Annotated in this window: 13 protein-coding genes and 1 pseudogene; 7 read left to right on the top strand and 7 right to left on the bottom strand. The window is 34.9% G+C overall.

The window, feature by feature from the left end; genetic code table 11:
- Nucleotides 1–20 precede the first annotated feature (20 nt).
- The 3 genes and pseudogenes from HGD76_RS18895 to HGD76_RS18885 form a co-directional block, all read right to left on the bottom strand.
- A complete protein-coding gene (locus HGD76_RS18895; RefSeq protein ID WP_148765658.1) occupies nt 21–767 on the bottom strand; it encodes an NUDIX hydrolase in 747 nt (248 codons plus the stop codon).
- Entirely contained in the window at nt 737–1,327 is a 591-nt protein-coding gene (locus tag HGD76_RS18890; RefSeq protein WP_148765656.1) for a nicotinate-nucleotide adenylyltransferase, read from the bottom strand. The genes HGD76_RS18895 and HGD76_RS18890 overlap by 31 nt, the downstream gene beginning before the upstream one ends.
- An 82-nt stretch (nt 1,328–1,409) precedes the next feature.
- Nucleotides 1,410–2,042 (bottom strand): annotated as a pseudogene (locus HGD76_RS18885) (beta/alpha barrel domain-containing protein); the annotation flags it as partial.
- A 535-nt stretch (nt 2,043–2,577) separates the two neighbouring features.
- Between HGD76_RS18885 and HGD76_RS18880 the strand changes: the two are divergent.
- Both HGD76_RS18880 and HGD76_RS18875 read left to right on the top strand, forming a co-directional pair.
- A complete protein-coding gene (locus tag HGD76_RS18880; RefSeq protein ID WP_148765654.1) occupies nt 2,578–2,865 on the top strand; it encodes a hypothetical protein in 288 nt (95 codons plus the stop codon).
- Between the two features lie 2 nt (nt 2,866–2,867).
- The gene (locus HGD76_RS18875) at nt 2,868–3,281 is read left to right on the top strand and encodes a type II toxin-antitoxin system VapC family toxin (RefSeq protein WP_168696679.1); all 414 of its coding nucleotides are present in this window, start codon (nt 2,868–2,870) and stop codon (nt 3,279–3,281) included.
- Nucleotides 3,282–3,339: 58 nt separating this feature from the next.
- Here the strand turns inward: HGD76_RS18875 and HGD76_RS18870 are convergent, their stop codons facing one another.
- Nucleotides 3,340–4,749, bottom strand: coding sequence for an aspartate ammonia-lyase (locus HGD76_RS18870; protein ID WP_168696678.1), 1,410 nt, complete (start codon nt 4,747–4,749; stop codon nt 3,340–3,342).
- A 371-nt stretch (nt 4,750–5,120) separates the two neighbouring features.
- Between HGD76_RS18870 and HGD76_RS18865 the strand changes: the two genes are divergently transcribed.
- The 5 genes from HGD76_RS18865 to HGD76_RS18850 all read left to right on the top strand — a co-directional run bounded on the left by HGD76_RS18865 (nt 5,121) and on the right by HGD76_RS18850 (nt 10,861).
- Nucleotides 5,121–6,518: a sensor histidine kinase gene (locus tag HGD76_RS18865; RefSeq protein WP_168696677.1), complete on the top strand. Its 1,398-nt coding sequence runs from the start codon at nt 5,121–5,123 to the stop codon at nt 6,516–6,518.
- Between the two features lie 276 nt (nt 6,519–6,794).
- The gene (locus tag HGD76_RS18860) at nt 6,795–7,463 is read left to right on the top strand and encodes a hypothetical protein (RefSeq protein ID WP_168696676.1); all 669 of its coding nucleotides are present in this window, start codon (nt 6,795–6,797) and stop codon (nt 7,461–7,463) included.
- A gap of 48 nt (nt 7,464–7,511) precedes the next feature.
- The gene (locus HGD76_RS25560; protein ID WP_233466930.1) at nt 7,512–8,366 is read left to right on the top strand and encodes a P-loop NTPase fold protein; all 855 of its coding nucleotides are present in this window, start codon (nt 7,512–7,514) and stop codon (nt 8,364–8,366) included.
- 77 nt (nt 8,367–8,443) lie between these two features.
- On the top strand, nt 8,444–9,451 hold the full coding sequence (locus HGD76_RS25555) for a hypothetical protein (RefSeq protein WP_233466929.1): 1,008 nt from the start codon (nt 8,444–8,446) through the stop codon (nt 9,449–9,451).
- A gap of 6 nt (nt 9,452–9,457) precedes the next feature.
- Complete coding sequence (locus tag HGD76_RS18850) at nt 9,458–10,861, top strand: DUF1802 family protein (RefSeq protein WP_168696675.1); 1,404 nt, start codon at nt 9,458–9,460, stop codon at nt 10,859–10,861.
- Here HGD76_RS18850 and HGD76_RS18845 read toward each other — a convergent pair.
- The 3 genes from HGD76_RS18845 to HGD76_RS18835 all read right to left on the bottom strand — a co-directional run bounded on the left by HGD76_RS18845 (nt 10,854) and on the right by HGD76_RS18835 (nt 11,855).
- The gene (locus tag HGD76_RS18845) at nt 10,854–11,114 is read right to left on the bottom strand and encodes a ribbon-helix-helix domain-containing protein (RefSeq protein WP_168696674.1); all 261 of its coding nucleotides are present in this window, start codon (nt 11,112–11,114) and stop codon (nt 10,854–10,856) included. The genes HGD76_RS18850 and HGD76_RS18845 overlap by 8 nt on opposite strands.
- Nucleotides 11,115–11,178: 64 nt before the next feature.
- A complete protein-coding gene (locus HGD76_RS18840) occupies nt 11,179–11,541 on the bottom strand; it encodes an aspartyl protease (protein ID WP_168696673.1) in 363 nt (120 codons plus the stop codon).
- On the bottom strand, nt 11,538–11,855 hold the full coding sequence (locus HGD76_RS18835; protein WP_168696672.1) for a hypothetical protein: 318 nt from the start codon (nt 11,853–11,855) through the stop codon (nt 11,538–11,540). Before HGD76_RS18835 ends, HGD76_RS18840 begins: the two co-directional genes overlap by 4 nt.
- Nucleotides 11,856–11,868 lie beyond the last annotated feature (13 nt).

Raw genomic sequence — 11,868 nt, 5'->3', positions numbered from 1 at the left:
AAGCAAGCTACGATTATTCTTTAAATAAACACCAAAGGTTTATCTTTAAAGGGTGCGAATGCTTCTTTATCAAACTTATACAAACTGGCAGGACGACCCGCACCTCGTGATACTTTAATTCCGGTATCTGATAAAAAACCTAACTTTAGTAACCGCGCTCGAAAATTAGAATAATCGGCAAAATTTTCCCCTAAAACTGTGGTGTATAGTTGATACAAATCGTTTAAGGTAAAAGTTTCTGGTAAGACTTCAAAAGCTACTGGACTATATTCTAATTTGTTTTTTAATCTTCCATGTCCATAGGTAATAATTTCATTGTGGTCAAATGCTAATTGTGGTAATTGTTTGACAGGATACCAAGCAATACCTGCGACTTTATCAGCAATTAATTCTGCTTCTTCAAATCTGACTAAGGCAAAATAACTAACTGATAAATAACGGACTCCGTAGCTATCAATTTTTTCCCTGGGGTCACGATTTGGACCACCAAAAGTATAAAGTTGTGCTAAATAAAGATTATTTACCTTTATTTTCTCAGCCATAATCCGATAAGCAGCATCTTCTAAAGATTCTCCTTGACAAACTAAAGTGCCAGGAAGACTCCAATGATTTAAAAATGGTTCTTGCTGTCGCATGACTAAGAGAACTAACAACCGATTTTGGGCAGTATCTACAGAAAAAATCACATTATCAACACCAACTTTAAAATCAGCTAAAGGTTGTTGATTTATGGGGTTTAAAATCTTTTTTTGGTTACGTATTGGCATTCGTACAAATGCTGTTGATGAATGTAGGCAATGACGGGAGGTGTGAGAGTATTAATATCTCCTTGTTCACGGAAAGCGGTAGAGGAAACATCTAAACCAATCAAATTAGCAATGGCAATTTTTCCGCCAATTTGTTTAACTTTATCTAAACCAGAATCATCTATTATATATCCTGGTCTGGGAATTACCAGTAATTGCACTTGTTGTAATAAATCTTCAACATGATACCAGCGCGGTAATTGATTTACTAAATCAGCACCAATTACTAAAGTATATTCAATATTTTCTCCCCATTTTAATTTTGCTTTACCTACAGTTTCTAGAGTTTTCCAACTACTTAAATCTTGTTCTAAGGCAATATTTTGGTTAGCAACATTAATATCTTTAATTAACAGTTCTAACATTGCTGCCCTGTGTGGTAAAGGCGTTTGTTGGGACTTCATGGGATTATCCGCAGCCCATACAGCTACCCAATCATAACGTTCAGATAACCATTTGAGAATTATTAAATGTCCAGCAGTTGGAGGATCTGCACTTGTACCAAATAAAGCAATTTTCATGATTTTTGATTCTGCTTTTTTGCAATTTTTAGAGTAATTTAAACGAACCACAGAGACGCAGAGGGCGCAGAGGTAAGAGAAATTATATTAATTTATCTCTTCTTTTCATTTTATTTGTCAATTTCTGTAATGGTTCTGATATTTCAATTTTGACGGAAGTGGGATTTTCTAATCTTCTTGTTTCTGCTGGTAAACTAGCAACTGATGCCGCAGTTCGTTGACGAACTATTGTTAAAGTTTCTGTTGCTTGTAATGGTTTACCTGATTTCATGACTAACTGTAATAAGGGTTGGGAATTTTCAGAAGTTTCAGTCATTAAACCTAGTTTATCTTTCTCTAATTTACCATCTATCAAAGAACGAAAAATTTGTTTTTTACCTGGATAAGTTAATTTGCCACTTGATTCTTTCATGACGGGAATTCCTTCAATATCTACCAGTTTATAAACTCCATTTACTGGTGAACCTGTCACTAATTTTGTCCCTAATCCATAGCTATCAATTTCTGCACCTTCTTTCTTCAGTCGGCTAATTTCCCATTCATCTAAATCACCACTGGCGAAAATTGATATATTAGGTAAGAGCGATCGCACTTGTTTTGATAAACTGACTAGATCTCCAGAATCTAACCTAACTCCAGATAATTCCATCTTTTGTTCTATACCTTCACCGACATAACAAGCTGTCATTGTTAGCTGATAAAGGTCTGTTAGTAAGCTGTAATCCTCACAACTGAGATTTAATTCGGGATTTTTCCTTTCATAGTCTATATCTAGGAAAGTTGTCATCTGAGATGCCCCTACCAAGAATGTCTCTTCACTTATGGTAGTATTCACCATAAATAATGTCAAGCCTTGGCTAATAAATAATGACAAATTCCTCAAAAGCCTATATTTACAAGGAAGTTAAGATATTTTTTACAATTAATTTATATTTCTTAATAGTACAGCCAGTCAATATCCAGGAGTTGGATAAGATTTTAAGAATAATTGACCGCAGATAAACGCAGATAAAAATGGATGAATTAATTAATGAATTTTATGATTCTGTGCAACTTTACATATAATAAGTTTAAGGGGTTTAATCCGAATTAGACTAACAAATGGTTTTTGTGTTTGCATGGGGAATAATTGCGTTATTATATAACAGTAGAAACTAAATTTATATAAGCATAGGAAAACCAAGAAGAAATTAATACCAATTTCTTTGAAAACAGATAAAAGTTATTTCGATAGAAGGATGATATCAATTATGGATTCTGTAAGTCTCACCCACGAACAATTATCTCAAGCTATTAATGAACTTCCACTGGCAGCACTTCCTGAATTAGCTGATTTTATTGAATCTTTACTTTTTAAGCTGAATTTAACTCCTGCGGCTATTAATAATGAACCAGAGGAGAGTAATTTTTTATTAAGTATTTCTGGTATAGGAGAGTCTAGTGAACCCAATTTATCAGACAAAGATACAGAAAACGGAGAACTGGAAATTGATCCAACTAGAGGTATTAAGGAATTTAATCATGAGGTAAATAAATAATCATGACGGCTATTTTAGATATAAGTTTCTTAGTGGCAACTGTTGATATTAAGGACGAAAATTATGGGCGTATCCTTGATGTTATAGTTGATTCAAAGGAAGTATTGGTTTTACCAACGACAGTTTTACCTGAAGTTTGTCATTTGCTTGCTTCTCGGTTAGGATATCCGACAACAAGACAGGTTTTAACTGAATTAGCTAATAGTAATGTCATTATTGAAGGGATTGATAAAACTGATTTAAAAAGGGTGACGGAGATTCTAGACCAATATACTGATAGTAAGTTAAACTTTGTGGATGCAACGATTGTTGCTATTGCGGAAAGGATGAATATTACTAAGATTTTTACTTTAAATAAACCTATTTTTAGTATTATTAGTCCACAACATTGTGCCGGTTTTGAGATATTTCCTTAATAGGCTATCAATCAGATCTCCGACTTCTTTAAGAAGTCGGAGATCTTGTATTTTGTATTTATTTTAAAGGAACAATTGCACTCATTTGGTTTAAATCCAAGACTGTTGCTAATTCTGTTTCTGTCATTAAACCTTTTTCTAGAACTATTTGCCGGATAGATTTACCTGTTTCTAAAGATTCCTTAGCTACAGCCGCAGCATTCAAATAACCAATATGGGTATTTAAGGCGGTGACTAATGCTAAACTACCTTCAGCATAGGCTAAACAACGTTCTTTGTTAGCAGTAATTCCTTGAATGCAGCTTGTAGTTAAAGCCGAAATTGTGTTACCTAAGATCTCAATGCTGTGAATTAAATTATAGGCAATGAGGGGCATCATCACATTTAATTCTAATTGTCCTGCTTGGGCAGCAAAAGCGATCGCATTATCATATCCCATAACCTGAAAACATACCATTGATGTCATCTCTGCCATCACAGGATTATATTTTCCGGGCATAATTGAAGAACCAGGTTGGACTGGAGGAAGTTGAATTTCCTTAAATCCAGTTTTGGGACCAGAATCCATTAACCGTAAATCGTGGGATATTTTCACCAAATCCTGGGCTAAATTTCGCAAGGACCCGGAAACATTCACAAAAGCCCCCATACTTTGCATAGCAGCCATTAAATGGGGTGCAGGTTCTAGGGGAAATTCCAACAATTGCGACAGGATATCCACAACTCTTTGCCGATATTCCGGGTGAGTATTCATACCTGTTCCCGCAGCACTACCACCTAAACCCAATACCATTAAATCCCCAGAAGCAATGTAAAGACGGTTTTGATGTTCTGAGAGGATTTGCGCCCAAGCACCAAAATTATCCCCTAATCGCACAGGTACAGCGTCTTGGAGGTGGGTTCTGCCAGATTTGACGATATCTTGAAATTCTATAGCTTTTGCCTCTAAAGCCGAAATTGCCTGTTCTAAAGCTGGTTGTAAAGTGCGAGAAAGTGCCAATAAGCCACCAATGCGAATGGCTGTGGGGATAACATCATTGGTAGACTGTCCATAGTTTACATGATCATTGGGACTAACGAGTTTATAATTACCTTTTTGATCACCGAGAATTTCTAAAGCGCGATTTGCCAAAACTTCGTTAATATTCATGTGGTGAGAAGTTCCTGCACCGGCTTGATAAACATCAACCACAAACTGATCTCGTAATTCACCTGCTAGGATTTCATTAGTGGCTTGAATAATCGCTTTACTGATATCTGCGGGAATACAATCTAATTCTCCGTTGACAATAGCGGCAGCTTTTTTAATATATAAACCAGCATTTATATAAGTAGGTAAAGGTTTAATACCGCTAATGGGGAAATTTTCGATCGCCCTTTGGGTTTGAATACCATAATAAACGTTGTTGGCAATTTGGCGATCGCCCATTGAGTCTTTTTCAATGCGAAAATCTGAATTGTTAGTCATATAAGTCGAGAATGGGAACAAAAAGAACAGGGGACAAACTTGTTTTTAACTCAATTGTTATATGGGAAAAGGTGCAAAATTACGGCACATTTCAGGGAAATGAGGGACAAAGTTGACATAGTATTAATTTTTGACAATGCAGTAGGATAGTATCATGGGATTAGCTGTAACTTAACGTACCTGTTCACAAACTGTCACAATAGTTGTTACCAGCAATACACAATATTTGGTATACTCACCCGTACTAATGTCATTTTTTAGTTAGGGAATAGGTAATAGGCAAATGGAAAGATCAGTCATGAGTAAGTATTCTTTCCACTTACCTCTTCCCCAATCACCAATTATCCACTACCTCTTTCCTTAACTACTACATGAATCTAAATCAAGTTAAATCCATCCCCAAATGGACACAATTACCATCTCCATCCATATTTTGTGCAGAAGTATCTATGCAATTGAGTATAGATACATCCGTTGCCCAATTACAACAGCAGGTAGAATATTTACAAATCCAATTGGAGTTGGAAAGACAGGAACATATTCAAGAAATCCAGCAAATTCAGAAATTTCAGACGTTACTTCAACATATTACTGAACACATCCGCGATAGTCTAGATGATCGGAAGATATTAACAATTATTACTCAAGAATTAGTTGATTTATTACAACTTAATCGCTGTCAAATTGAACTTTATAATCCCTGTTTAACTTCTGCCACAGTTACCTATGAATATAGTGCTAGTTTACCATATTTTCAGAATTTAACCACAAAAATTGCTGATTTTCCCCGAATTTATCAATCCCTATTGCAAAAACAAATCTGGCAATCTATAGAAATTGTCCCAGGACATTATTCTGGATTACAGATGATGAGTCAATTGGCTTGTCCAATTTTTGATTATCGAGGGTTTTTAGGCAATATTTGGCTAATTCGGCAAACAGAGGCAAAATTTGGAGAACAAGAAATATCCTTTTTGCAGCAAATAGCTAATAAATGTGCGATCGCAATTCGTCAATCTCGACTACAGGCAAAAACCAAAGCGCAGATTCAGGAAATAGAAAAACAAGAACGGCAAAAAAATGAATTTCTCAAACAGCTTTCCCAAGAGTTACGCACACCCATTACTAATATTAATCTTGCTGTACAAACATTAGAAAGTCTGATGACACCAACGGGAATTTTAGATATAGAAATAGGATCTCAACTATTACAAATTCTCCATCATGAATGTGGACGAGAAAATAAATTACTTAACGATCTTCTCAGCTTTGCATATCTGAAAACCCATTCGGAATCTCCTACTTTAATTACTATTGATTTTCCAACTTGGTTATCTCCCATTATTGAATCTTTTCGAGATGTTACCAATTGTCAGCAACAACAGTTACACCTGGATATCTCCACAGAAATTCCCCCTTTCTCCACAGATATCACTGATTTAGAAAAAATTATTACCTTGCTACTCAACCAAGCTTGTCAATGCGCTCCCGCAGGTGAATCAATTACAGTTACCGCCGATTTGAATGCAGCCACGGTAGAATTAAAAATCAGTATTTCTGGTGTGGAAATTCCTCACCATGAACTATCACAAGTCTTTCAGCCATTTTACCGCATTCCCAAACATTCCTCATGGCAAGCACAGAACACTGGTTTAGAGTTAATTTTGGTAGAAACAATGGTACAGCGTTTGCATGGATTAATTCATGTTGCAAGTGCAAATAATCGCATCACATTTATCATGCAATTTCCCCTGCGACCAGTTTTTTAGCTGCAACTTCCAACTAAAAAAAATATCCCAATCCTGAGTATAAATGTAGGGGTTTAGCAGTGCTAAACCGTTACTCAGTGTATTTGCGGTATGTGGGATAAATATTGATTTATTTTGGTAATTGGTAATTTTATTGGTTACAAATCCGATAATTGTCTAGAAAAAAAATATTGATTTTTGTCTTATTTACATCAAAATAGTCAATATTATTTGAACTTTGTCCAAGTAAGAAATAAAATACTTATAATATCTTTTTAGTTAAGTAGGATACTGAATATGAACGCCCAAGCCAAGAATTTACAGACTTTATATGCTAAAACTCGCTTACTGCTTGCATTGTGGGATTTGGGAGGAAGTCAGCAGAAAGTGGCTAGGGGTAAATTGACGAAGCGGATAGACTCCAAGAGTCAGAATAAAGCGGATTATCAAGCTATTTTAGAGGATTTAGAAATGCAGGGGGCTGTTACTGTTACTAAAAAGGGATCTTCAACCAGTTATACTCTCACGTCACCGACGGGCTTAGATGTGTTAAAAGCGGGTTTGCGTAGTGATGAGTTTGAGTTTAATACCAATCTTGGTGCTTGGGTAGGAAATTCTTTGTTGCGATTGTTTCGTGAGGTTGATGTTGTAGTAGCTGCGCCGGTTGCGTCTGGTGGTGCGGTGATTGGTTCTTATGAGGAGTTTAAGTCTGTCGCGTTGGATATTTATGACAAGTTGAACAGGGACTACAGCCTAGATGATTTAGTACCTATCTATCGCATTAGAAGAGAAATAGGTGAACAAGTTAGTCGTGAAAAATTCAATCAATGGCTAGTGGAAATGCAAGCTGATGACATTTTGCAGCTAATTGCCGGAGAAATACCAGACTTTACCTCTGATAAACGGGAAGATTCAATTTCTATACCTGGTACACAACTACGTTCTTACGCTAAACGCTTGAGTTAATCAAATTATCCCCGCAGTTTCTAGTTCCTCGCACCATACGAAATCACCATGACAGATACCCCTATTTCTCCCATAGAAGCCGTTAATGCTGCAATTAATAGTCACAATCCATTTATTAACGCTGGGATTGTTAAAGAACAGGATGTTTGGGGAAAAGGAGTCCCCGACGTACCCACATTAAATGCCCATGCTTCTAATCAAGTTTTTAAAGCCATTGAATTTGTTCGCAAAAGTCAATCTAGTCAAGATAAAGTAACTTCAATTGCTATTACTGCACAGCAGGGAGTTGGTAAAACCCATCTTTTGAGTCGCATTCGTCATGAACTGGAAAAAGTAGGTGGTGCTTTATTCGTTTATGCAGGTGGTAATAACTATACAGACTTAAATTTAGTTAAGTATCAATTTCAGCAAACTTTAGCAGATAGTCTCAGTAAGACTGGTAGCCAAGAAGTCATGCAATGGCAAGAAGTAGCCGCAGCTATGGCCAACGAAGGTAGAGAAAATGCTACTACTCCAGCAGAGTTAGTCAAAAAATTTGACCAGGCATATAAAAGTAGTTTAGCTAAAAATAAAAATCTCATGAATGCTCTGCAAAAACAGATTATTAAAAATAAATCTGATGCAGATCCCTATATTATTCGAGCTATTCTATGGACACTTTCAGAAACCCAAGCCCCTTATGCAATTAAATGGCTATCTGGTGAAGAATTAGCTCAATTAAATGCTGATGAATTGGGATTACCCAATCCTAGTAAAACTAATCAAGATAGAGAAGCTGAGGCTCTTAAAAATATTCAACAAATTTTGAATTTAGTTGGTTATTACAACTCGATTATTATTTGTTTTGATGAAATAGATGTTAAAAATAACTCCACTGAGGATGGTTCCCAACAGAAAGTGTAATTGCTAATTTCGTGAAAATTCTCCATGATACTTTGGAAAATTCAGACCTTAGCCAAGGTGTAGTTATTCTGACGGTAATGCTACCAGAAACATGGAGAGATAAAGTAAACTCCATTCAAGGTGGTACGCCTGATAGAATTTCCAAATTTACACAACGAAAACCAATAGATTTAAAACCTGTTAGTGCTGATTATATGGTACAGTTAGCAACGGTGTGGTTACGAGAATATTATAGTTCAAAAAACTTAATTCCTCCACATACACTTTACCCATTTAAAGAAAGTCATCTGAGAGAATACGGTAAAAATAAACCAACTGTTAGAGAAGCTTTGCGATGGTGTGCTGATAACTTTAAGGTTGAAGAAGAGAAACTCCCTGCTGATCCATTTGAAAGGTTTGAATTAGCATTTATAAGGGAAAGTGAAGTAAAATTTGAAAAATATATCGAGGATAGTTCTCTCATAGCTGAAGCCCTATATTTTGGCTTTAATACTTTAAAAGGACAGACTTTAGAAGAAGTCATGATTCAAGAAATTACCAAAGATATTCTACCTAAATCCAAGAACAACAACTTTATCAACTTCAAAATTATTGGTAATGAAAATGGTAAAGAGGTAAAAATTGGTGTAGCAGTTGTCCAAGATTCTCAATTTACATTAAATGCGTGTTTAAAACGGTTAAATGACTATCATACTTTTGATTTAACCCGTGGTTGTTTAGTGCGTTCTCATTCCAAAATAAAACAAATGAAAAAAACAGCGGCAACATATAGTTTGCTTAATGAGTTAATTTTACACAAAGGGGGAGAAAATGTAGATTTAATAGAAGATCAAATTCGTCCACTTATAGCAATATTCGCTATTTATCAAAAGCGAGAAAATTATCAATTAACAGAAGAACAAATTTTTGATTGTATTTCTAAGAATAATATTACCTTTGATAATCTGTTACTGAAAGAGATTTTAAGTGATCCATCTGGTAATATGCCTGATATTGATGATGAAGATATTATAGATAAATTTCTCACTCCTTCAAATATCAATGAAACAGAAGATACCGATGATTTAAGTGATTTATTTGGTTAATTAATTATGAATAAATCTGTTTCAATCTATAACGCCTTATGTTTATATCCTCCCGATGTTGAAGCTTTAATACAAGGGCGAATTATTGCTGCTATACCTAGTAAATTGCTTACTCATGGGCATAAATTTGCTCTTTATCCTGTTGATACTTCAGTAAATATGCTTTCAATTAAAGCATGGGCTAAATGTGAACTTTGCGAAATTCTAGATCAAACAACTCCTTTAGATATGTTATCTCAATTAACAATCTGGAAACCAGAAATATTTCAGGAAATATTACAAAACCGTCCGCATTTTTTTCTGGCTTATTTGCGGGTTTATCATTTACCTGAACCTTTGGAAATTCGAGCTATTCCCAACATTCAAGAAAAACTAGGAAAATTTGCACCTTTACCTAATAATATTTCTGTATCTGAATATAAACCCGTATTAAGTGATCAGGTATTTATTCAACGTAAACAACAATTAGAAAAACGAGAACCTTCTCTAAATCCTGAACTGGAAGAGTTACAAAGTGCGTTATCACAAATAGCCAATAATAACCCAGCAGCACAACAATTAGACAATGAAATCAAAGTATTTTTAGGTTGGTGCATTACTCCAACTACAAATACAATAGATTCTGATTTAGATTGGATAAAAACAATTACAACATTAGGAGATAGAAGCATAGAAAAAGATGATACTACAAGCAACTATCAAGCAGGTACAAATTTTGAAATTGTTACACGCAAAAGCCTTAATTTTTTAGGATTTAAAGTAGAGGAAGATCACAAAGGTGGTGCTGGAGGTTTAGATTTATATTGTTCACAACCTTATTCTCTAGTTTGCGAATGTAAAGCAGGTAAAAGCATTCCTCATAACACAGTAGAAGAATTAGATAGAATTGGTAAAAGACATCTTCAAGAAAATTATCTTCAAGCTGTGCGGTTAATTATTGGACCTGGTGAACCTACTAAAAACTTGAAAGAATCTGCTCAAATCTCTAAAGTCAGTATTATCAAAGCTATGACATTACAAAAATTAGTTGAACTCAAAGCAAAATATCCAGGTGCGATAAACTTAATTGAATTAAAGCAATACTTAGAACCAGGACAAATTGATGATAAAATTAACGAATATATAGATAAAATAGAAAAAGAGATTAAATTGCGATCAGCGATTATCAAAACTGTCAAAGAACTCTCTGAACAAAATAACGATAATTCACAAACCACCCATCAACAGGTTACAGTTACAGAAATTCGTGTTCATTACAACGCAATTAATAAGCAAAATTTGACAAATGAAATAACTCATGATTTATTAATAGAATTATCATCACCATTAACAGGTTACTTAGGAAGAGAAAAAGGAAACGATTGGAAAACAGATAAATTCTACTACCTACGCGACTTACCAATTAATTAACTTCTTGTTTATCCTGAAGATAATCAGCCATTTTTGTTTTATAAGTAACAGACAGATCAGAATCACCATTAAAACATCCGACTAAACCAAGTTCTTTAAATATTGCTAAAGGCGGTTTATTATTAGTTTGAACTTGGTTATAGTATTTTTCAATAGCTTGTTTAATAGCTTCACTAAAATCTTGATTAGTCTGTTCCTGAATATACGCAAGTTTTTGAACACAGTCATCATCAAGCTGAATTTCCAATTGCATAAAATTACCTCTACTGGCAAGATTAATGGTTAACTATCAACTAATTTTAATTTTATCAAAAAAATCATCCCAAAGTCAAAATACCATCTGGAAAATTCACCACCAAAGGCAAAAACTCCAACCACGCTGAACCCAATAAAATTTCCGTTAATTCATCTCCAGCATAAACAGGAATTTCATACTCTTGATTATCCAAAATCACTTTACCTAAATATAAATCAAAAGCTTTTTCTCCTTGGGCTGTGATCAATTCTTGTTCACGAATAAACTGCCAATTTAGTGCTTCTAAATCTTGTTTATTAATTGCTAGAAAACCTGTAAAGCCAGTATCTAACATGGTCTCTACAGGTAAATTTAAACCATCAGCATTAATCAAATCAATTTCAAAAAATAGCTGTCCCCCATCACCAAAATAACCCTCTATCATATTCTCCCAACTGCTCCAATTTCATTCAGCCGAAACATACAATGTACAGCATGAGGGTGTTTCTCTCGCGCTTGCTGACTAGCAACTTCTATATCTTGATCAACAAAATAATCACCACTATCAGGTTCTACGGCAATATAACAATTATAATGTTCTTTGATCAACTCAGGACGAACACGCTCAAAAATTGCCCGACAACGTTTGTGAAATGCTTCTCTTTCCGCTTCACGTCTAGCTAATTCTTCCGGTGATAAAGTCAGTTCTGGGAAAATTCTTCCTCTTCTTGCTGGTTGCTTTGGTGTTAGTTGAGTCATGTTTTTAAACCCC

The organism is Dolichospermum flos-aquae CCAP 1403/13F (genome assembly GCF_012516395.1).
Classification (GTDB): Bacteria; Cyanobacteriota; Cyanobacteriia; order Cyanobacteriales; family Nostocaceae; genus Dolichospermum; species Dolichospermum lemmermannii.
This window is presented reverse-complemented; position numbering and strand designations above follow the sequence as displayed.